The following is a 21437-nucleotide window of genomic DNA, read 5'->3' on the forward strand; positions in this document are numbered from 1 at the left end:
TCATCTGGCGATCTGGTTTTCAATTGTCCTGCTTCCTCTTGCTGCGGACTATCTCAATCCTGACTGAGATATCGCAACAGCAAGGGGCTATATATGGAAAAGGGTAAAAAGAACGCGGATGCTAAGGTCGGTAATGAAGCATCTTCACCGCGGGCAGGCGCATTACAGTCTGCGCTTTCGGTGGAGCTTCATACTCACTATGCCAGCAGATTATGGGAAGGGCGTAAGCAAAGTGACAGCGATTCCCGTAGTCATCATGAGAAAAAACGGCCTGAAATCATCAGTATGCCAAAGGCTATTCAACGTGCTGGAATAGCGTCCCGAGATTCAGCATCAGATAATCCGTATGCTGATGCGGTACTATTGAAACTGGAAAATGCGATTAATGCAGCATCCACCAAGGTCAGTAAAACGCTCAATGAGCTAGACGCGATTCTCGGTGGCGTTCCCAACGGGATAACGCTTTCTGACATTGCGTCTGCGCATCCTCTGAATATCAGCATTTACAGCCGTTCTCCCCTAGGTTACCGGTGCGTATGGCTGCTGGTCGGTTACGACCAGCTGGCAATGAAAGCGTTTCAGGCTTTCCATTATGGGCTGATCTCACGCGCTCAGCGCGATCAGTATCTCAACAGAGGTGGACATGCTGTCAGACAGGTTTATGGCGCTATTCAGCCTTATTACACCGTGACGGTCAACCGGAGCGATATTATTAATCTGACCGCCCGCGGGCAAGAGGCTCTGGCGCGGCTGGGTGAACCCGACCCCGATATTTTCTCCGGTAAAAAGCGATCTTCTTTTTCATCGCCTCTGCGGGAAAAACCTGTTAGCCAGAGCGAAAAGAGCTGAGAGGGGATGAAACATGCAGCTTTATCTGTGTGAAAAACCGTCTCAGGCGAAAGATATTGCACGGGTTCTCGGTATCAGCAAACGGGGACAGGGATTTATCAGCGCTGACAATATCACTGTCACCTGGGCTATTGGCCATCTGCTGGAGCAGGCCAGCCCAGATGCTTATGGCGAACAGTTTGGTAAACCCTGGCGGGTCGATGTGCTCCCGGTTTTACCGGATAACTGGAAAATGGTGGTCAAACCTCAGACCCGGGATCAGTTCACGGTTATCAGTAAGTTGCTGAAGCAGGCCGGAGAGGTGATTATTGCCACCGATGCTGACAGGGAGGGTGAGGTTATCGCCCGTGAGCTGCTGGCGTATTGTGGATATCGTGGCGCAGTACGTCGGTTGTGGTTATCCGCGCTTGACGAAGCCAGTATCCGCGAGGCTCTGGCCGGTATTCTTCCTGGGGAAAATACGGCAAAACTGTATGACGCCGGACTGGGACGCAGCAGGGCGGACTGGCTTATCGGGATGAATCTGACCCGGTTGTATACCCTGATAGCCCGCGAGTCCGGTGTTTCTGATGTGTTGTCTGTTGGTCGGGTTCAGACACCGACGCTGGCCATTGTGGTTAACCGTGATAAAGAAATCGCTGATTTTGTCCCGGTCCCCTGGTGGCAGGTGCAGGTTCTGCTTGAGAAAGATGGCGTGCGCTTCAGGGCGACCTGGCAGGCGGCGGCGCAGTACTGCGATGACGAAAAGCGCTGCGTGAATAAGCAGGCTGCGAACGCTGTCGGACAACTCTGCCAGCAGCAGAAAGGTGCAACAGTACTGGAAGTGAGTCAAAAGCGTGATAAAACACCGGCTCCGCTTTGCTTCGATCTGGGAACGCTGCAGCTGGTTTGCTCCCGTAAATTCGGGATGGGGGCCAAAGAGACGCTGGCTGTTGCTCAGTCATTATATGAGACGCACAAAGCGACGACCTATCCACGGACCGACTGTGGTTATCTTCCGACATCAATGCAGAAGGAAATACCGGAAGTAATGGGCTCTGTTGCCAAATCCGATCCGTCAGTGGCACCGGTGCTGGCTCAACTGGACCGCGGGTTTGTCTCCCGGGTCTGGAATGATAAAAAAATCACGGCACACCATGCCATTATTCCTACACGTCAGGCATTTGACCTCTCGCGCCTCAGCGCGGATGAGCTGAAGGTTTATCAGCTTATTCGACAGCATTATTTTGCCCAGTTCCTGCCGTTGCAGGAGTCTGATGTGACCGATGCTTCTTTTAATATCGGCGGCCAGTTGTTCCTAGCCAAGGGGAAAGTCAATGTTATAACGGGCTGGACGTGTTTGTTTCAGAAAGAGATTCAGGAAGATCCGCCGGAGGATGATGATATGGCGTTGCCAGCTCTGAACAAAGGTGACAGTTGTATCGTAAATGGCGCCAGTGTCGGGGATAAGGTCACCAGTCCACCAAAACCGTTTACCGAGGGCACGCTGATTGCCGCGATGAAAAATGCTGCCAGTTTCGTCAGCGATCCGAAGCTGAAAAAAGTGCTGCGCGATAATGCGGGACTGGGAACCGAAGCGACCCGGGCCGGTGTGCTTGAGACACTTTTCTCCCGTCATTACCTGGAGAAAAAAGGCAAACATATCCACGCCACACTGCTTGCCAGGGAACTGATAGCGGCGTTGCCCGAAACGCTGACCAGCCCTGGCATGACCGCGCTGTGGGAACAGGCGCTGGACGATATTGCTCAGGGAAAAATGTCGCTGGACACCTTTATACAAAAACAGCTGCAGTGGACCCGTCATCTGGTTGACAAAGGGCGAGCGGATACAGTGAAAATTACTGCGCCTGTGACGCCTCCCTGCCCGGTCTGTAAGGGCCTGACCCGCAAGCGTAAGGGAAAAAACGGAGACTTCTGGGGGTGTATTCGTTATCCGGAATGTAACGGTATTGTGGCGGGAAAAAGCGGTGGGAAAGGCCGGAAAATCGCGCGGGGCAAAAAAACGGTAGTAAATACGGAAGTGGAATTATCTGCCTCGCAATAATGGGTTTTCGGGTACACCTAGACGGTAAGTTCTGCTATTGTAAATCCGCTTTGATGCAAAGGTACCCCGCAGGCTTACGGGGCTGTCATTGGACGGTAACGGGGTCTGATGGTAGCCAAGCCCGGCAGGCAGTGAATTGTACGTTCCGACTGGCCTGCAAGACGCATGCACTCCGTGAAAACCGCGTCGGGATAATGTCCTATCCCCGGAGAATGATGAGACACTGCAGGTTCAGGTACTGGCCATAAGGGCGTCGGCAACGGCGCCTTTTTTATTCTGCAACTCGCAGCAACATCTCCTCCGGTTTCAGGTTGACATTCTCGCCGGGCAGTTTAATGATGGTCGAGCTTAATTGTCGTTTTTACGACCACCAATGTTTCAGCAGTCTGTGAGAAACGCCTTCGGGCGGCTGCAAAAGAATTCTCCCGTAGCCTGAAAGGGAGAGCATATTGAATGTGGTACATCTGCGCACCTTTGAAAGCAGATATCGCCAGCACAAGCGCACTATGACGCGGCGATGAAGGTTTCTTAATGACTGACCAGACAGTCGGAATTTAGCTGATTCTGACTCCCCGACGGGAAAAACACTCCCGTCCGGGCAGATGTTTTCTCCGTCGTATCTTATTTTTACCTCCATGGAGAAAACATCATGTCTGCAAATAATCCTGCTTCCGGCAAAACGGAATATTTCAACCTGACCATTAAAGGTCTGGGATATCTCAGCAATATTCGCCAGGTCAATCTTCAGAACGGTTCTTTTCTCAGTTGTGTGATTAACGCGCTGAGTGGTCCGACGGATAACCCGGTATATGTTCGCTTTGATGTTTCCGTTGCCGGAAAAGAAGCGACCAGCCTGATTGGTCGCTGCCAGAAAGCCGTTGATGAAGATAAAAAAGTCCTTATCGGCTTCACCTTAAGTAATCCGTCCACGGATATCTTTACGCTTAACAAAGGCGATCATGCCGGCGAGCAGCGTGTCAGCCTGAAAGCCCGCTTAATAAAAGTGGACTGGATAAAAATAGGCCAGGATATGGTTTATAAGACTGAAAAACCGGACTCCATGCCGCCTCAGAATAGTTCTGCTCAGCCCGAATACGCTGAAAATTCTTTCTGAGTTATTTTTACCCTCACCTCCCTGAATAACGGATATACCTTCAGGGAGGTCTGTTTTCCTTATTAAGGAAACACATCATGAATAATTCAACAGGAATTCTGGCAGCAGAGTCCGGTTTTACTTTACCTTTACAGGTGCTCAAAAGCGGTCGCGGTTATTATATCGGTACGGCAAATCATGAGGGACCTGTTTCCCGTGAGTCTGAAGAATACTTCAATTCCCATAAAAAAGTGGTTCAGGCGTTCACCACTGTTGCCTGGACTCAACGTGAGTGGGCATAAGGAGAGAGCATCATGGCTTCACGTGGAGTTAACAAAGTCATTCTGGTTGGAAATTTAGGCCAAGATCCCGCAGTGCGCTATATGCCCAACAGTAACGCAGTGACCACGCTGTCGATCGCGACTTCAGAGAGCTGGCGCGATAAGTAAACCGGCGAAATGAAAGAGCAGACCGAATGGCACCGTGTCGTACTGTTCGGCAAACTGGCGGAAGTGGCCAGCGAATATCTGCGTAAAGGCTCACAGGTGTATATTGAAGGCCAGTTACGTACCCGTAAATGGCAGGTTCAGCATGGCCAGGATCGTTATTCTACCGAAGTGGTGGTCAACGTGAACGGTAGCATGCAGATGCTGGGGAACCGTCAGCAGTCGGGTAGCTCCTCCTCTCAACACCAGGGGTGGGGACAACCTCAGCAACCTGTATCAAGTGGCCAGCCACCTCAGGTTGGGCCGTCGTTATCCGGAAGTGCGGCTGCTGGAATGCCGGTGGATTTTGACGACGACATCCCCTTTATTGGGTATGGTTATGGCGTTAATCGGGTGAGCATACACGCAATCTGACAGGGAGAATATTGTGCCTACAGTATTAAGGATCGGCGCTTATCGATTCTACTTTTACAGCCATGAACCTAATGAACCGGCGCATGTCCATATTGATAAAGGTAATGCAACCGCTAAAATATGGTTACATGATATCAGCGTCACGCGTAGTGTGGGATTTGCTTCGCACGAACTTCGTGAATTACAACGTCTGGTTGAAGAATATCAGATAACACTCCGGGAGGCCTGGGATGCTTACTTTACAAAGTGAGAATGATATTCGCGTAATGAATGTCTGTATTGATGATGATCGCCTGACGGTTGATCTCATGGATGGACGCAGTATCTCTGTTCCCGTTGCCTGGTTCCCGCGTCTTGCTGCTGGTACTGCTGAGCAGCGACAAAACTGGGAGCTGTGTGGTGCTGGTTATGGTATCCACTGGCCTGAACTGGATGAGGACCTGAGTACCGAAGGGCTGCTTCGTGGTGCTAAAGGTGCGACTCCGCGACATTGACCGGTGTAATTTGACAAACAGAACGCTGACCTTCCGGTCGGCGTTTTTTTTACATCTGCGGAAAATCAGTTGTTAATTGAGTGAATGCGGGGGGATTTCGCACAGTGAGGCCTGTTCTATCACTGTACAGGAAACCCCCGGATGAAATTTTATACCCGTAGTAAGACCCTTACTGCTGTTCTGCCGCTACTTTTGCTGGCCGGCTGTTCCTCTTCACCTCAGAAACTACAGCAGCGTGATGCCGCTGTGCCCACGCCTTCCGTGGCTGTCACTCGCAATGTTCAGACCGTCGCACCTGATGAATATGCCCGAATGCCGGAGGTGGTGCGTTATGACCGTTACCTGTTGGTCAGCACGGATCCGATGGCTGTCCAGCGTGATCCGCTGTCCCAGATTATTGATATCCGTATTCCGGCAGCACTGCATCCGACAGTGGCGGATGCCCTGCGCTATGCCCTGAAGCAGTCCGGCTATTCGCTTTGCGCCATGGGACCGGCAAACGGCGTGCTGTATCGCCAGCCACTGCCGGCCGTGCAGTATCAGTTGGGGCCCATGCGCTTGCGTACGGCTCTGCAGGTGATGGCCGGTCCGGCCTGGCAACTGGAGGTTGATGATGTTCAACGTGTGGCTTGTCACAGTTTGCGTGATGGGTATCAGTTACCGGCCAGCCAGTTACCGCCTGTGCTGACGTCCGCCAAGGTACCTGCCCCGGTTAAGGGAGGGTTTCTGAAAAAATGAGCGAAATGAATATCACTGAGCCTGTACCCGCCAGAGGGAAGATGATCCGGTGGTCCTGGCGATTTGCTGTTATCACCGGTCTTTGCCTGACGATGGTGGCAACGGGGTTTGCATTGTCTGTGCTGGTCAACGGTGTGACTGACCTGGATACACGTCTTTCACACCTCGAGGCGCAGGACAATACCGCCAAAACCACCGCGACGTTATCCTCCCTTCAGTCGCAGATTTCGACGTTACAGGCCGGGCTTGCTGATAACCAGCAGCGTGTGACTACGTTGCAGAAAGAGATTGAAACCCGGACGGCCCCCTCGCAGGCACTGACCACTCTGCAGGCGTCTGCCGCACGGTTGCAACAGGTGCAGCAGGAGATGGAGGCTAGGCTTACCACGCTTGTTAATCAGTTGAATACCCTGAAAACAGCACCAGCTGCTGCGATCCCTGCCTCGGAAAAAACACCGACAGACGTCAAAAAGCCTCTACCTGTTAAACCCCGAACGACGGCTGCTGTTGCACGTCATGCGCCGTTTGTGCTGACCGGAGTGGAAAGACGAGGCGCGGAGTCGTGGGCGGCGGTGGCACCCCGCGGTTACCACAGCCTGTCGCAGATAGCGCTTATCGGAGAAGGGGAAACTGTCTCCGGCTGGACACTGGTTCGTGCTGGTTACAGCGAGGCGACTTTCCGTGTCAACGGGCGTCTGATCGCCCTTAAGGTGGAGTAAACCATCATGCAACTGCAACTGACCTTTTTGGCGTTGATCATGCTGAGCTCTCAGGCTCTGGCGGCCACGGATACCTCCGTAGTTGAAAATTCGCAAACCACACAGAGCCAGATGCAGGCCCTGCAGCAGAAGGCCGGAGAGTGGGGACTCAGCCCGGAGGATTACCAGCGGTATCAGCAACTGATGGATGGCCCCCGGGGTATCCAGTCCCCGGGGCTGGATCCGCTGTCGGCGCTAGGGATTGAGGCCCGCACACCGGCAGAGCGCCGTCAGTATGCGGAAAAATGGGTTAAAGAGGAATTTGCCCGTACGCAAAAAGAACTGGATTTCCAGCGGGAAATCAATGCGGCATGGCAACGGCTTTATCCGGATAGACTGCCGGTGAATCTGGGGAATGTTGCCGGTGTTTCCCGGGATACCGGGGGGCGTCTGGCGTTGTTCGTTAAGTCGAAAGACTGTCCGACCTGCGATGCGCGGCTGTCTGCAGTACTCAGTGATAATCGTCCGATTGATATTTACCTGGTCGACAGTGAGGGGAGTGATGACATGTTACGCCAGTGGGCTCGCACTCACCGTATCCCGGCGGAAAAAGTCCGTTCCCGACAGATTACGCTGAACCATGACGGTGGGCGCTGGTTGCGTTTCGGCAACGGAATGATGCCAGTGTTATTGCAACAGGGGGAGGATGGATGGCATATCGCCGCATTCTGATTGCCCTGATGCTGGCTGGAAGCGGCAATGCAACGGCAGCAGGAGGGACTGTGCCTGAGGGGTATGTTCGGGTAGCGGTAGCGCACAAGGTACCGCCGGAGGTGCTCTATTCTGTTTCGCTGGCAGAAACGGCTATGGCACCACGATCGATTGCTGCGGTGGTTAGGCAACAGGCAAATCTGCCTGATGTGGCCCGTCCCTGGCCGTGGACGATTAACGTGGCAGGTAAGGAATACCGCTACAGTAGTCGTCTAGAGGCCTGGCAGGCGCTGCAGGTATTTATGTCACGTTATTCCCTTAAACGTATTGATGTCGGTCTGGCGCAAGTGAATCTGGGCTGGAATGGGCATCACTTTACCTCGACCTGGGCAGCATTCGATCCGTACACCAACCTCAACGCTGCTGCGGCCATCCTGCGCGAGTGTTGGGAGCGTAAACCGGGTAGCTGGCTGGATGCGGCCGGTTGCTATCACCATCCGGCGGGAGGGCAAGCGGCAGTACGATACAAAACTATTGTAAAACGTCATCTTGTCCGTATCAGCGGCTCGATCCGCCAGTCTCCGCCCCCTTTATTACCGCAAACAATAGTGGCCAATGCCCCTGAGCCTGGTTTTATCTGGACTGAACCTGGGAGTGAGCCCTGATGAAAAAGCTGCTTTTAATGATATGTCTCTTCCTTCCCCTGATGGGCTATGCCGGGTTGAATGTTATCGCTGATCTGGGAGGGGAGGATGCCTCGCCTTACTTTGATGGTATTAATAAACAACCCGACCTACTGGAGGCGTCGACAGCAACCACACTGCCACCGGTTTCTGATATGGCTGCAATGTTTCCGGTCAGCACGCCGGAGATGGCGCCAGGGGTGGTGGCGGATCGTCCGTTGCAGTTGCCGGGCATAGGTGCGCTTTTCCTGATCGGTGACGACGTTCTGTCGCGATCCTGGCTGGCGGAGAACGCGCAGACGCTGACGGACCGACATGCGGTCGGCATGATTATCAGTGTTGACAGCGCGTCGGCAGTTCAGTCATTGCGCTCCTTGGCTCCTGGCGTTCCGATGGCACCGGCATCCGGCTCTGAGCTGGCCCGCCGGTTGCAGTTGCGGCATTACCCGGTTCTGATCTCAGATACCGGATTGTCCCGGCAGGTACGGCCATGATAAGTGCATTGCAATCAGGTGCAGCGCTGCTGGTCAATTCATGGCCAGTCTTGCTGTTGGCGGGTGTGTTTATCGTTGTAATGCTGTGTTTAAGCTTTCGTCAACGGGAAAAGGCCTGCGTTCGTCGTCAGGGGCGGTGTTCGTGTCGTCAGGGAGGAAGATAATGAGTGATCTCTATTTGGTTGAGGCTGATAACGGTTGTTCATTTACCGACCGGGTGAACAGGAACTTGCCCGCTTGGGCAGAACATCAGATTAAAGCCTGGGATCTTACTGCATTCCAGCAGGCTGAAGACTTTATGACACATCATTACTGGACCGATAAGGGCAGTATTAACGTGTTTCGTATTGTAGGGACGGACCACCCGCAGTATGCCGGCATGACCTGGTCTGAGCTTTTGCAGCGCGGAAAGCGAATGGATATCAACATTCCGCTGATTGAAAAAAAACCGGAGTACTATACCGATGCTTCTGTGCTGCATACCAGTATGAGCTATGTCAGTCTGGACGGTATTCACTGGTATATCAGTGCAGATGGTAATCACCGCAGTTGCCTGGCCCGTTTTTATTTTCATCTGTTGGGTCATTCCGTGACGCAGTTGCACAATGTTTCCCTGAGTCAGTACCGGGCTGATACGGTCTTTATGTCGGCCTGTCAGGATGTCTTGCGGTTGGCACCAGCACTGAGGCAGAAGGGGGTTTATCTGACCCTGACAGCCCATCGCCTGCCCGTGTCGCGGGAAGACACGCCGGGCTGGAAGCTGGATACGTTCAAAACACAGGTGTCCGTCATTCTGGATAATGTTGCCAGCGATGATGATATCCGGACATTTGAGTTACACAGTGCCACACAGGCGCAGCACTTGCTTCGCCAACTGGAAAGCGAGTTGATGCAGCCGGCGGTTGCTTCAGCCGCCCCCTGGTGGAAACGTCTGTTGCCTTTTCGTCGGGAGGGAGTATGAGTAATCGCTACGTGATTGAAGCCCTATTGCGCCCGGCCGTCGAGCTGAATACTGCCATCGTGGCCGGTGTAGCTGCATATGTTTGTGTGCAGGCCCCCTGGGCTGTGGCGCTGGCACCTTCAGTAAGCTATGTAACCGCGTCTGGTTTTGCGGTGTTATCCGTTGTGCGTGCCCGGCAAGGGATGAGAATTATTCGCTATCGCCGTAATTTGACCCGACTTCCTCGCTATGTAATGAGCGCCGGGCAGATACCGGTCAGTGGTCAGCGCCTGTTTTTGGGGCGCGGGTTTCGCTGGACACAAAAACATACCCAGCGACTGCAGGATACGCTGCGCCCGGAAGTGGCGAAGTACCTGCAGCCGGGTCGGCTATATCTGGCCGCTCGCTGGCTGGAAATGAAGACGGAGCATTCAGCGCCGGGTCTGGGAAAACTGCTGCGCACGGATTCGCCCCTGAACCCGGTTCGCCCGCTGCCGCCGGTTGGTGGTAATCCGGTGCTGCACGGCATAGAGCCGGATGAGCAGGATGTCTGGCTGGCGTTGCTGGAGCGTGTCGGGCATACCATCGTCTATGGCACCACCCGTGTGGGAAAAACACGCCTGGCGGAGCTGCTGGTTACCCAGGATATTCGTCGCGGTGAAGTCACCATTGTTTTTGATCCGAAGGGCGATGCCGATCTGATGAAGCGCGTCTGGGCTGAAGCACACCGTGCCGACAGGGGGGATGCGCTGTATATTTTCCATCTGGGCTGGCCTGAAATCTCCGCCCGCTATAACGCTGTCGGACGTTTTGGCCGGGTGTCAGAAGTGGCGTCCCGCGTGGCGGGCCAACTGTCGGGGGAGGGGAACAGCGCGGCGTTCCGTGAGTTTGCCTGGCGGTTTGTCAACATTATCGCCCGGGCCCTGGTAGCACTGGGTGAGCGTCCGGATTACACGCTGATTATGCGGTATGTGAACAATATCGCCGATCTGTATATCCGTTATGCAGAGAAGGTTATCCGTGAGCAGCTTCCCTCACTGCAGGCACAAATTCAGAATAACGAGCAGGTTCTGGGGGATGACGATGTTCCACGGAATATGCAGGGGCAGCCGGATGCGGTGCGCATATGGTCCATAGAGGTGGCGCTCAGCTCGGAAGAGGGAAAGCAGCTGTATGATCCCATTCTGGATGGTCTGCGTAGCGCAGTACGCTATGACCGTACCTATTTTGATAAAATTGTGGCCTCCCTGCTGCCTCTGCTGGAGAAACTGACAACCGGGAAAACCGCAGAGTTGCTGGCGCCGGATTATCTGGAGATGAGCGATTCACGGCCGATTTTTGACTGGGAGCAGATAATCCGCAAAAAGGCAGTGGTGTATATTGGCCTTGATGCACTCAGCGACAGTGAAGTGGCCAGCGCCGTGGGGAATTCCATGTTCGCCGATCTGGTGAGCGTGGCCGGTCATATCTACAAGCATGGTATTCATGCCGGACTGCCGGGAGAGGGTGAGAGCAAGGTTCCGGTTAACCTGCATTGTGATGAATTTAATGAGTTGATGGGTGATGAATTTATCCCGCTTATTAACAAAGGGGGCGGCGCCGGTATGCAGGTAACCGCTTATACCCAGACCTCATCGGATATTGAGGCCCGGATCGGTAATGCGGCCAAAACGGCTCAGGTCCAGGGCAACTTCAACAATCTGATTATGTTACGTGTCAGGGAGAACCGTACCGCTGAGCTCCTGACTACGCAATTGCCGCAGGTAGAGATTTACACCAAGACGCTGGTCTCTGGCCATCAGGATACCGATATCAGTGCGGGTCAGGATTTTACCTCCAGTACGCAGGATCGTGTCGGGACGGTCAAAGTACCGTTGCTAGAGCCGGCTGATGTGGTAACACTACCGAAAGGGCAGGCGTTCGCCCTGCTGGAAGGCGGGCAACTGTGGAAAATCCGTATGCCGCTGCCTGCCGACGATGCGGATGATACACTGATGCCGCAGAGCATTGCGAAAATTGCCGAGGAAATGCGCCGCAATTACCACAGTGGTGAGGCGTGGTGGAATGATGCGCCGGGCATCGTGCCTGCAGGAGGTGTGCGTGGCTGAACTTCAGCGTAATGGTCCGCCTCAGCCCCGGCCGGAGAAGCCACATGATCTGCTTTATAATGTGTTCTGGGGCTGGCCCTGGGCGCTGATCGGCATGCTGCTGGGTTCGCTGATGCTGAGCCTGCTGATTGAGTACACCGGCATTGCGTTCTTCTGGCCGGAAGCGGGTGCAGCCCACAGCGAGGCGGTGATGAATACCGAACTGGGCTGGCTGTCGACAGAATTCACCCGCAGCCTGTTGCTGTCGGAGCCTTCTGTGACTGTTTCCCGGTGGGTAACAACTGCGTATCAGTGGCTGTTTGTTGACAGTGGGTTTACTGGCTGGATAAAGCAGCATGTGCTGCAGACGGGCAGCGGTAACGAGCTGACCCGTAATCTGAGCAGCTGGAGTGGGTGGCTTGCGGGCTATCTGCATGAATATCTGACGGCGACCGTGTGGATATGCGTGATTACCCTGGTGCGGGTGACCATACTGGTTCTGTCAGTCCCACTGTTTCTGATGGTTGTACTGGTTGCGTTGGTTGAAGGACTGGGGCGCAGGGATCTGCGGCGCTATGGGGCGGGTTATGAAAGCTCGTTTGTTTATCATCATGCTAAAAAGAGGGTGAAACCAGCGATAGTGGTGCCCATAATACTGTATCTTTCCTGGCCGACGGCGGTGTACCCTAACCTGCTGTTGTTACCTGCTGCTATATTACTGGGTGTCGCCATCACGGTCACCATGGCTTCATTCAAGAAATATCTTTAGCTATCGGCGCTGGACGAAGGCGTACAAAACTTGTTTTTGTGTGCTTTCGTCAGCAGACAAGCCATGTAAAAGCTGTTACTGGCGCGTCAGTTTTCGGTATGGACGTATTATTTATCCTTTCGCAAGAAGCTAAGTAATTGGTTTAATTTGAAACCAATACCACCAATATTTGGCTCTAGAATAATAGAATCAACGATAGCTGAACCGATGCCTTTCTGTGCTTTTTTTGCAATTCTGAAATCGGAAAGATCCTTGCCCTCCTTAATATCAGAAAATACTTTTTCTATAAGGGAGATAGCATCAGATGTAGTCGGGCAGAATTTTTTTAAAGGAATGAGTATAAGTTTTAGCTCATTATTCTTTGATTCCCGATACAAACCTGTTTCACGTTTGTACCCGTGACTATTTTCCATAAAATAGTCTGGGTGAGCGTTTGTAATAAGCACTGCCGGGAGGATTTCATCACCATTTTGATTATTAATTCGGTGCCAGGAAAATACTTCATTTTCAAAATGAGCTAATTCTGTCCCCTTGATTACAACGGCTCTTGCTCTGGCAGCAATATTAGCCATTTTAAAGAAATTATCGTTTAGAGCTTGAGCAAGAGGCTCGTGCCAGCCGTACTCAAGTAGATATATGAAATAATCACGATTCTCCGTTCTGGGTATGTTGCTGAGTGAGTGTACATGTAGTCCCATTGCTGTATCTCCCTAATTCTCATAAACGCAAAAAGAGTTTATCGCTGACTCGTACTCTTGTCCTGCGCATTCTGTACGCACCTGTTAATCCTCAAGGAGGTGCGTATGAACCATCCTCATCCGGTCCGGAGCCTGAGCGCTCGTATCCCGGGCATCACCGGCCTGCTACTGTTGGCCACATTGTCCACGACGGTACAAGCGGCAGAAAAAGACGAGCTCGCTTCGGCCTTGCGCCAACTGGATCAAGTGCAAGCCTCACTTGAACGTGCCCGCGTAGCGGCGGCTCAGGCCGCTCCTGCTGAGCAGGGGCGTTTCTTTTTTGACTACCGTCAGGCTACATCCGATCTGAATACCATTCGTATCGGTATTGACCGCTATCTGGAGCCATCCCGGTCCCAACCACGGGCTTCATTTGTTAGCGGTAATTATCGTCGGGAGCGTCCCTGATGGGAATGACCTCCGCACAATCCACAGCCTTTAAAGTTGCCTCCGGCAATGTCGAGGCCAGCATTCTGCACCTGGTCTGTATCGGTGTGCTGCTGGCCTTTCTGTTTCTGTGGGCCGCATGGGCACTGTCCGATGTGTGGACCGGATGGAGTAACGAGAAAGTACGGAATGCAGCGCTGGGTCGCTTCGCTATCCGGGTCGTGCTCCTGCTGGTTGTGAGTATCTGGATGTTTGCCAGCTGAATTAACCAATTTCTGGAGAAAGATTTATGCATCACTCTGCGTCTGTTGCTACCCACCTGCGTCGTGATATTGACCACGTCATTAACCGTACTTTCACGTGGGCGTTGCTGGTCTGGCTGATCTGTAAACCCGCATTCGCTGACCTGCCAACCGTCGAAGCGCCAACATCCAATGGGGGATCTGGCCTGATGGGGCAGATCAAAGGCTATCTGCAGGATGGTGTCGTTATTGGTGGACTGGTGGTGGCAGCCATTGCGTTTATTAACGTAGCGATTGCTGCAGTACATACCTTTACCGAGGTCCGGAATGAGAAGTCCACCTGGACGAAGTTTGGCTCCATCATCGTGGTGGGAGTGGTGTTACTGGTTGCTGTCCTCTGGCTGTTGGGCAAGTCCGCCGACATTATTCTCTGAGGAGGACCCATGCAGACCATTCGCTTTTTACCTGACCGTCTGAACAGTGAACCTGTGGTATTTCGCGGGTTCACCACCCCGGAGATGGGGCTTGCTTCCCTGGCCGGTCTGGGTGTGGGTCTGCTCCTGTCTTTGCCATTTATCCCTCTTGCCGGCTGGGTCATTATCCCGACCGGTATGCTACTGGCACCGCTACTGGTTATCGGTTTCGGCGGTCGGTGGCTGAGCCGCATCAAACGCGGCAAGCCCGAAAACTATATCTGGCAGCGACTGGAGGCGTTCAAACGTCGTCACAGCCTGGGCAACCCGACTCTGATCATTGATGCCCGGGGATGGTCCCTGAAACGAACCGGGAGAGAAAAATGAGCCGTTTTCGTCATGCGGTCAAAGACCGGGATCAGCATATTCTGACACTGCGTATTGTCTGCGGTGTGCTGGCCTTTTTCCTGTTAATCACCTGTGCCGGCTGGATGTTGGCCCCAAATAAACTGACCGTCCATAACCCGCCGGATTTACGTGCCGGAAGCACCCGCCCCTGGTGGGAAGTACCGGCATCGTCGGTCTACTCCTTCGCCTTCTATATTTTCCAGCAACTTAATGCCTGGCCTAAAAATGGTGAAGTGGATTATCCGGCAAAAATTCATGCGTTGTCAGCCTATCTGACCCCCGGTTGCCAGGACTATCTGAATACCGAGGCCAGGAAAAGAAGCAACACTGGTCAGCTGACTGACCGTGTTCGTGTGGTGTATGAAATTCCCGGTCGTGGCTATCAGTCGAAGAGCGTCAGCGTTATCAGCAGAGATAACTGGGTGGTACGTCTCGACCTGGTGGCGGATGAGTATTTTCATGCTGAACCGGTAAAGCGTGCCTTGGTCCGCTATCCACTAAAAGTGGTGCGCTGGGAGGGGGATGCTGAACGCAATCCGTTTGGTCTGGCGCTGGACTGTTATGACGGTGTGCCGCAGCGTCTGGAGGCGGCACTGCCAACGGAAATTCCCGCGAAACCAGGAGTGTTTCAGTAATGAAGACCCGTAATGATATACGAACAGGGCTGATGGTGCTGTCCCTGTTGCTGTTGCCGCTGGTCTCTCTGGTCAGCGAACCGGCACAGGCCGATGAGTTTATGAAATGGGAGCGTATTCCGTTGCAAATCCCGCTGCAGGTAGGGCTGGAACGGGTGGTGTTTGTGGATAAAAATGTCCGGGTGGGTTTTCCTCCGGCACTTAACGGTAAGCTGCGCGTGCAGAGTACCGGTGGAGCCGTCTACTTGAAGGCCGATAGCACTTTTCCTCAGACTCGGGTGCAACTGCAGGATGTGGAAAGCGGTGAGGTTATTCTTCTCGATGTTACTGCTGGTGAAAAAGGCCCTTCCGAGCCAGTTCGTCTGGTCTACAGCGGTGAGGTGAATACGGTCAGCAGTACGACCGATACCCGTCGCCAGGCAGAGAACAGCGACAGCAGCATCCAGCCGGGCAGTGATGTCGGTACGCAGGCGAAGCGTAAAAAGGTATCGTACGGTGCCCCCATTCCGGTATTGCTGACCCGCTATGCCGCACAAAGCCTGTATGCGCCGCTGCGCACGGTAGAAGCCGTGCCGGGTATCCGCCCGGTGAATCCGCATCTGCCCAAACGGTTGACAACGCTGTATCCGTCTGAAGCCATAACGGCCACGCCGCTGGCCGCCTGGGGCGTGGCAAATCGCGTCGTGGTGGCCGTCCGTCTGCAAAACACCGCCAGCCTCAGGATTGTTCTGGATCCCCGTGCCCTGCAGGGACAGTTTGTGGCGGCTACGTTTCAGCACCGCTGGTTGGGGCCTGTGGGCACGCCGGAAGATACCACCACGGTCTATATTGTGACGGGTATGCGGCCGGAGAGCGCCTTCATCGCTGAGCCTTCCGTGGTGCGCAAGGCTGTTCGTACCGCGAAGAAGGAGATCAGCCATGCAGATTAAGTCCAATGCCATGGTGAAATTTATTGTTCCCGCAGTGGTGGTGGCGGGTCTGGTTGTGGGCCTGAAAAGCTGTAAGGGAGAACGGCTACCTGAGAATGCTGAGAATGCATCGGGTGATGTGACGACGGTACTGAAAAATCTCTCGCAGGATGAGCTTAAGGCGCTCGGGGTGGAGGGTGACACGCCGGAAGATACCCTGCGTATGCTGATAGGCCGGCTGAACGATGTGCGTGATCGCCAGAAAACGCTGGATAAGCAGAATACCGATCTGCTGAAAGAGAATGAGCAACTGCGTAAGCGCGGCACGAATGTATCCGGTCAGGTTGACGAGGCAGTACAGGGGTTGCGTGAAGAGTATGACAAACGTCAGCAGCAACTGCAGAACGAACAGACCAGCCTGCTGGAAAAAGTGCAGACGCTGTCTGAACAGCTGAAAACCACCGTCAGTAGTTCAGCGGGTGCAAAACAGGCTTCTGACAGCGATATTCCCCTGGGCCTCGGTCTGGATGGTCTGGGGGGCCGCACCCGTGGTATCGCCACCCGGGGCGATGACGGGCTGATGTGGGTGACGCCTGACGATCAAAAAGACGTCGATCCGCGCGATGCTGCCAGCGGTAAGGCTTCACCGCAGTTTCCCACCTCGTTTCTGGACAGCAATCCCCTGACCCGGCAGAAAGCGGCTTATGAGCAGCAGGTTAAGGGTCATACCGGTGAAAAAGGGGCTCAGGAAAACGCAGAGCCTGTCTATACCCTGCCGGAAAACTCCACCCTGGTGGGAAGCCGGGCAATGACGGCATTGCTGGGCCGTATTCCGCTCAACGGCACTGTGACCGATCCGTATCCATTCAAGGTGCTAATTGGTAAAGATAATCTCACGGCTAATGGTATTGAACTACCGGATGTGGAGGGGGCGATTGTTTCCGGCAGCGCCAGCGGAGACTGGACGCTCTCCTGCGTTCGGGGGCAGGTGAACAGCATCACCTTTGTTTTTGCTGACGGTACGGTCCGTACCGTGCCTCAACCGGAAGCCAGCGGGAAAAGCACCGGTAATGGCAATACGCAGAATAAAACCGGTACCGACGGCGGTATTGGCTGGATTTCAGATGATGATGGTATTCCGTGTATCAGCGGTACCCGCAAGTCTAACGCGTCAACGTATCTGCCCACTATCTTTGCTCTTTCTGCCGCCGGGGCCGCCGGGGAAGCATTCGGTGAAGGGCAATATACCACCCAGAACAATGTAAACGGGATTTCCTCCACGCTGACCGGCAGTGCCGGCGAAGCGGCGCTGGGGAAAGCCCTCTCCGGTGGCATGAGTGAGACAACCGACTGGGTTAAGCAGCGCTATGGACAGACATTTGACGCGATTTATGTACCACCGGGTGCGAAGCTGGCCGTACATATTACCCGCCAGCTTGCCATTGACTATGAAGATAACGGTCGCAGGGTTCGCTACGATTTCACCCTCCCGGGTGGGGTCAGCGACAACGGCGGTCTGGACTAAGGTGCCAAAATGACTCAGAACCTGAATTGTAAAATGCTGGCCGCTCTCTGCCTCGCTGTTCTCTTAGTCGGCTGTTCCACATCAAAAGAAGAGATGCTGCCGACTGGCGATCATACCATGCTTGAACTGTGGAACGGGTCGGATGGTGAAGGGGGAACCACTCGTCAGTCCGCTGCTGCAAGGGACACGTTGCGCCGCCCGTTAACTGACAATGAACAGCGGAAAGGTACACAGGACGATCGCAGCTACAGCCGCACGCAGGAGAGTGAAATTTCACAACAGTTCTCTCGTTTGCCCAATCCCGACATGGTGATGTACCTGTATTCCCATCTGGCTGGCGGCAACACACCAGTGCCTGGCTACAGCACAGTATTTCCTTTCTACAGCCAGACGCAGTATGCGATGCCTGGTGAACGTACGGAGGCGCTGTAATGTTTTCTCTTTTCGGCCGTAAAAATGAAGTGAAACCCGATGGCACGGCAGGGCAGCCAGAGGGGGAGGTCTCTCCTCTGGTTATTCACGGCCGGGAGCCACTGACGCGACCAGGCCGGATGACCCGGCAGGAAGAGGCAAAAGTGTATCACGCTAATCCGTCCATCATTGATTATCTGCCATGGGTGGAATTCCTGGATGAAGATCAGTGTCTTCTGCTTGAGGACGGTATCTCCGTCGGTGCCGTTTATGACGTGAAGCCAGTAGCCACGGAAGGGCGCACAAATGATCGTCTGGAGCAGATCCGCGATACGGTGGAAGATGCCCTGCAGGACAGCTTTGATGAATATGATGAGAATCCCTGGGTGGTGCAGTTCTTCTGCCAGGATGAAGATGATGCTGAAGCGTATCTGGACCACTTACGCGGCTACGTGAAACCGCATGCGCAGCGCACGGCATTTACGGAGGCTTGGCTGGGTGAAATGGCACGTCATATCCGCAGTATCTCGCGGCCGGAGGGGCTGTTTACCGATGCGTTGATCACCGGTCAGCTGTGGCGCGGCCAGCAGCGTCGCACCCGTATGGTTATTTATCGCTGGAGCGGGAAGTCCGCTTCCCGGGACCCGATGCCGCCGGTAGCGATGCTCAACCAGGCGTGTGAACGTGTGGTCAGTGCGCTGGGCGGGGCCGGTATTCGTTGTACCCGTCAGAATGGCCTGCAGGTGCACAGCTGGCTGCTGCGCCTGTTTAATCCGTCTCCGGACTGGGTGGATAAATCCACACTCTATCGTCAGGCGGCGTATGCCGATCCGCGCGACTTCCCGGCGGGCGTGGCACCAGTCAGCAATGATTTTGCTGAAACGCTGTGGTTTACGCCACCCGTTTCGGATCCGGAGAACGGCGTATGGTGGATAGATAATAAACTACATTGTGCTCTGCCGGTTGAGAGACTGCGTACCCCGCCGGAGCCAGGTACCATCACCGGTGAACAGGCCCGCGGTGAGAAAAAAATCAACGCACTGATGGATATGTTTCCAGAAGGGACACTGCTGTGCATGACGATTGTTGTGCAGCCGCAGGACAGGCTGGAAGAACAGTTCAACCGCCTGTCGAAAAATGCCGTCGGGGAGAATACCGAATCCGGCCGTGTCCGTCAGGATGTGAAAACGGTGAAAGAGTATCTGGGAAACCGGCATAAGCTGTATCGTGCCGGGATCACCTTCCTTCTGCGCGGTGATGATATGGATAATCTTAAGCGCAAACGTCTTGATTTGACCACCGTATTGCTTGGGGCCGGCCTGCAGCCGGTTCGATCGGAATTTGAGGTGGGGCCGCTGAATACCTGGCTGCGGGCGCTGCCAATGTGCTTTAACCCGAACAGCGATAAAAAACATTGGTACACCCGCCTGACCTGGGTACAGCACCTGGCAGGGTTGCTACCGGTTACCGGGCGGGAAACCGGTACCGGCAACCCGGGTTTCAGCTTTTTTAACCGCGGCGGTGATATTCTGACGTTTGATCCACTGAACAAGTATGACCGTACCCAGAATGCGCATCTGTTGTTGTTCGGACCGACGGGGGCAGGTAAATCAGCCACGCTGTGTTATGCCTTTTCTCAACTGATGGCGGTTCACCGGCCACGTCTGTTTATCGCTGAAGCTGGGAACAGTTTTGGCCTGCAGGCTGATTATTTTGAAAGCCTTGGACTTTCTGTCAACAAGATAAGCGTCAAACCGGGTAGTGGGGTCAGCCTGCCGCCGTTTGCCGACGCGCATAAACTGGTCGAAGAAGGGCTGGCAGCACATGCCGTTGATGAGAGCGATCTCCCCGATATCGATGCCGACAGTGACGGAGAGGGTGAAGACGAGGATAAGCGGGATATTCTCGGTGAGATGGAGATTTCAGCCCGCATGATGATAACGGGCGGCGATCCGAAAGAAGAAGCCGAAATGAAGCGTGCCGACCGGGCTATGATCCGTGAAGCGCTGCTGATGGCCGCGCATGCAACATATAAAGAAGGGAGGCAGATGCTGCCTTCTGACCTGCAGAAAGCGTTATACAGCATTGCCGGTGATGACAGCGATGAGGGGCAGAATGTCCGTAATGCCCAGCGTAAGGCGAAAGCCGCAGAGATGGCGGAGGCGCTGGGGATGTTCACTCAGGAAGGCAGCTTTGAGGCGGAGCTGTTCAACCGCGAGGGGGAATTGTGGCCTGAAGCGGATGTGACCCTGGTGGATCTCGGTCATCTGGCGCGTGAGGGTTATGAAGCGCAGATGGCGCTGACCATGGTGTCAATGACCAACATGATTAACAATATTGCAGAGCGGGATCAGTATCTCGGCCGCGATATAGTCTTCGCGGTGGATGAGGCGCATATTGTGACGGTTAATCCACTGCTGTCGCCGTATATGACCAAAGTGGTCAAAATGTGGCGAAAGTTAGGGGCCTGGCTGTGGCTGGCCACGCAGAACCTGAAGGACTTCCCGGATATTGCGGAGAAAATGCTGAACATGGCGGAGTGGTGGATTTGCCTCACCATGCCACCGGAAGAGGTGAAAGACATCAGCCGGTTCCGTGCACTCACGCCTGAACAGGAAGCCGTGCTGCTTTCCGCCCGTAAGCTGTCAGGTTGCTATACAGAAGGGGTGGTGCTGGCCAAACGTATTGAGGCGCTGTTCCGTGCTGTTCCCCCCAGTCTGTATCTTGCGCTGGGCATGACGGAGAAAGAGGAAAAGGCGGAACGCCGGGCGCTGATGCGTGAGCATCACTGTAGCGAACTGGACGCGGCGAAGCTGATTGCCCGTAAACTGGACCGGTTGCGCGGACTGACTGACGCACACGACGAGGAGAGCACTGCAGCATGATGACGCTGAAGTATCCGGTACCCTGTGTCTGCGGTAATGACAGCCCGGATAACACTGTTTTCACCCTGCCACCGCAGGGTGAACCCGGGATGTCTGTGGTGACGCAGGCTAATCTGCAACGTCTGAGCGAACACATCCGACAGCGACTGAATGGCCCGGTGACTGTTACCTGTCACCCTCACCGGGTAGGGCTGAGCAGCTGTGTGGCGGTTACGGTGGAGGGCAGACTCCGCAGAGCGGTTAATATTCTTATCACCGTTAGTGGGCAGGGAAGCTGGCCAGCAGAGGAAGAGTATGAACATCCCCGCTGGTATATTACCGTGACGGATGCGGCCGATATGGTTTACTTGGTCCTTTGGCTCAATAACGGAGTGTGTCAAGAGCTGTGATTCATGAGGTCTGTGTTTCCCGTTCCTGGTTTAGCGA

Annotated in this window: 25 protein-coding genes and 1 pseudogene; 25 read left to right on the forward strand and 1 reads right to left on the reverse strand. The window is 54.2% G+C overall.

Annotated elements, in window-relative coordinates:
* The first annotated feature begins 93 nt into the window (after positions 1-93).
* From EIEH_RS04490 to EIEH_RS04550, 15 genes and pseudogenes are all read left to right on the forward strand, one after another.
* A complete protein-coding gene (locus EIEH_RS04490; RefSeq protein ID WP_015869773.1) occupies positions 94-849 on the forward strand; it encodes a PFL_4669 family integrating conjugative element protein in 756 nt (251 codons plus the stop codon).
* Between the two features lie 13 nt (positions 850-862).
* A complete protein-coding gene (locus tag EIEH_RS04495) occupies positions 863-2893 on the forward strand; it encodes a DNA topoisomerase III (protein WP_015869774.1) in 2031 nt (676 codons plus the stop codon).
* A gap of 649 nt (positions 2894-3542) precedes the next feature.
* Positions 3543-4007, forward strand: coding sequence for an STY4534 family ICE replication protein (locus EIEH_RS04500; RefSeq protein WP_015869775.1), 465 nt, complete (start codon positions 3543-3545; stop codon positions 4005-4007).
* Positions 4008-4084: 77 nt separating this feature from the next.
* A complete protein-coding gene (locus tag EIEH_RS17345) occupies positions 4085-4288 on the forward strand; it encodes a hypothetical protein (protein ID WP_015869776.1) in 204 nt (67 codons plus the stop codon).
* Between the two features lie 81 nt (positions 4289-4369).
* Positions 4370-4846, forward strand: a pseudogene (ssb, locus tag EIEH_RS04505) (single-stranded DNA-binding protein).
* Positions 4847-4859: 13 nt separating this feature from the next.
* Positions 4860-5096 carry a DUF4160 domain-containing protein gene (locus tag EIEH_RS17350; protein WP_071525690.1) on the forward strand — a complete coding sequence of 79 codons (237 nt, stop codon included), beginning with the start codon at positions 4860-4862 and terminating at the stop codon, positions 5094-5096.
* Positions 5077-5340 carry a DUF2442 domain-containing protein gene (locus EIEH_RS17355; protein ID WP_015869777.1) on the forward strand — a complete coding sequence of 88 codons (264 nt, stop codon included), beginning with the start codon at positions 5077-5079 and terminating at the stop codon, positions 5338-5340. The genes EIEH_RS17350 and EIEH_RS17355 overlap by 20 nt, the downstream gene beginning before the upstream one ends.
* Positions 5341-5481: 141 nt before the next feature.
* Positions 5482-6078, forward strand: coding sequence for a PFGI-1 class ICE element type IV pilus protein PilL2 (gene pilL2, locus EIEH_RS04515; protein WP_015869778.1), 597 nt, complete (start codon positions 5482-5484; stop codon positions 6076-6078).
* On the forward strand, positions 6075-6797 hold the full coding sequence (locus tag EIEH_RS04520; protein ID WP_035608836.1) for a hypothetical protein: 723 nt from the start codon (positions 6075-6077) through the stop codon (positions 6795-6797). Before pilL2 ends, EIEH_RS04520 begins: the two co-directional genes overlap by 4 nt.
* A gap of 6 nt (positions 6798-6803) precedes the next feature.
* Positions 6804-7508 carry a TIGR03759 family integrating conjugative element protein gene (locus EIEH_RS04525; RefSeq protein ID WP_015869780.1) on the forward strand — a complete coding sequence of 235 codons (705 nt, stop codon included), beginning with the start codon at positions 6804-6806 and terminating at the stop codon, positions 7506-7508.
* On the forward strand, positions 7487-8152 hold the full coding sequence (locus EIEH_RS04530; RefSeq protein ID WP_035608840.1) for a lysozyme family protein: 666 nt from the start codon (positions 7487-7489) through the stop codon (positions 8150-8152). Before EIEH_RS04525 ends, EIEH_RS04530 begins: the two co-directional genes overlap by 22 nt.
* Complete coding sequence (locus tag EIEH_RS04535; RefSeq protein ID WP_015869782.1) at positions 8152-8664, forward strand: integrating conjugative element protein; 513 nt, start codon at positions 8152-8154, stop codon at positions 8662-8664. The genes EIEH_RS04530 and EIEH_RS04535 overlap by 1 nt, the downstream gene beginning before the upstream one ends.
* 163 nt (positions 8665-8827) lie before the next feature.
* Entirely contained in the window at positions 8828-9625 is a 798-nt protein-coding gene (locus EIEH_RS04540) for a hypothetical protein (RefSeq protein WP_107775204.1), read from the forward strand.
* Positions 9622-11712: a type IV conjugative transfer system coupling protein TraD gene (traD, locus tag EIEH_RS04545; protein ID WP_035608843.1), complete on the forward strand. Its 2091-nt coding sequence runs from the start codon at positions 9622-9624 to the stop codon at positions 11710-11712. Before EIEH_RS04540 ends, traD begins: the two co-directional genes overlap by 4 nt.
* Positions 11705-12460: a TIGR03747 family integrating conjugative element membrane protein gene (locus tag EIEH_RS04550; protein ID WP_015869785.1), complete on the forward strand. Its 756-nt coding sequence runs from the start codon at positions 11705-11707 to the stop codon at positions 12458-12460. The genes traD and EIEH_RS04550 overlap by 8 nt, the downstream gene beginning before the upstream one ends.
* A gap of 107 nt (positions 12461-12567) precedes the next feature.
* On the opposite strand, the gene EIEH_RS04555 is transcribed toward EIEH_RS04550, so the two are convergent.
* Positions 12568-13158: a hypothetical protein gene (locus EIEH_RS04555; protein ID WP_035608846.1), complete on the reverse strand. Its 591-nt coding sequence runs from the start codon at positions 13156-13158 to the stop codon at positions 12568-12570.
* A 105-nt stretch (positions 13159-13263) separates the two neighbouring features.
* Between EIEH_RS04555 and EIEH_RS04560 the strand changes: the two genes are divergently transcribed.
* The 10 genes from EIEH_RS04560 to EIEH_RS04605 are packed head-to-tail and all read left to right on the forward strand — an operon-like array spanning position 13264 to position 21400.
* On the forward strand, positions 13264-13605 hold the full coding sequence (locus tag EIEH_RS04560; protein ID WP_015869787.1) for an integrative conjugative element protein, RAQPRD family: 342 nt from the start codon (positions 13264-13266) through the stop codon (positions 13603-13605).
* Positions 13605-13847 (forward strand): TIGR03758 family integrating conjugative element protein, encoded by a 243-nt coding sequence (locus EIEH_RS04565; RefSeq protein ID WP_015869788.1) that lies wholly within the window; start codon positions 13605-13607, stop codon positions 13845-13847. The genes EIEH_RS04560 and EIEH_RS04565 overlap by 1 nt, the downstream gene beginning before the upstream one ends.
* Positions 13848-13873: 26 nt before the next feature.
* Positions 13874-14260: a TIGR03745 family integrating conjugative element membrane protein gene (locus EIEH_RS04570; protein ID WP_015869789.1), complete on the forward strand. Its 387-nt coding sequence runs from the start codon at positions 13874-13876 to the stop codon at positions 14258-14260.
* A 9-nt stretch (positions 14261-14269) separates the two neighbouring features.
* On the forward strand, positions 14270-14626 hold the full coding sequence (locus tag EIEH_RS04575) for a TIGR03750 family conjugal transfer protein (protein ID WP_015869790.1): 357 nt from the start codon (positions 14270-14272) through the stop codon (positions 14624-14626).
* Positions 14623-15282, forward strand: a complete 660-nt coding sequence (locus tag EIEH_RS04580; protein WP_015869791.1) for a PFL_4703 family integrating conjugative element protein — start codon at positions 14623-14625, stop codon at positions 15280-15282. Before EIEH_RS04575 ends, EIEH_RS04580 begins: the two co-directional genes overlap by 4 nt.
* Positions 15282-16211 (forward strand): TIGR03749 family integrating conjugative element protein, encoded by a 930-nt coding sequence (locus EIEH_RS04585; RefSeq protein ID WP_015869792.1) that lies wholly within the window; start codon positions 15282-15284, stop codon positions 16209-16211. Before EIEH_RS04580 ends, EIEH_RS04585 begins: the two co-directional genes overlap by 1 nt.
* Positions 16201-17715, forward strand: a complete 1515-nt coding sequence (locus tag EIEH_RS04590; protein WP_015869793.1) for a TIGR03752 family integrating conjugative element protein — start codon at positions 16201-16203, stop codon at positions 17713-17715. Before EIEH_RS04585 ends, EIEH_RS04590 begins: the two co-directional genes overlap by 11 nt.
* 9 nt (positions 17716-17724) lie before the next feature.
* Positions 17725-18147: a TIGR03751 family conjugal transfer lipoprotein gene (locus tag EIEH_RS04595; protein ID WP_035608849.1), complete on the forward strand. Its 423-nt coding sequence runs from the start codon at positions 17725-17727 to the stop codon at positions 18145-18147.
* Positions 18147-21011: a conjugative transfer ATPase gene (locus EIEH_RS04600; protein WP_015869795.1), complete on the forward strand. Its 2865-nt coding sequence runs from the start codon at positions 18147-18149 to the stop codon at positions 21009-21011. The genes EIEH_RS04595 and EIEH_RS04600 overlap by 1 nt, the downstream gene beginning before the upstream one ends.
* On the forward strand, positions 21008-21400 hold the full coding sequence (locus EIEH_RS04605; protein WP_015869796.1) for a hypothetical protein: 393 nt from the start codon (positions 21008-21010) through the stop codon (positions 21398-21400). The genes EIEH_RS04600 and EIEH_RS04605 overlap by 4 nt, the downstream gene beginning before the upstream one ends.
* Positions 21401-21437: the final 37 nt, after the last annotated feature.

This window comes from Edwardsiella ictaluri ATCC 33202 (genome assembly GCF_000264785.1).
Taxonomy (GTDB): Bacteria; Pseudomonadota; Gammaproteobacteria; order Enterobacterales; family Enterobacteriaceae; genus Edwardsiella; species Edwardsiella ictaluri.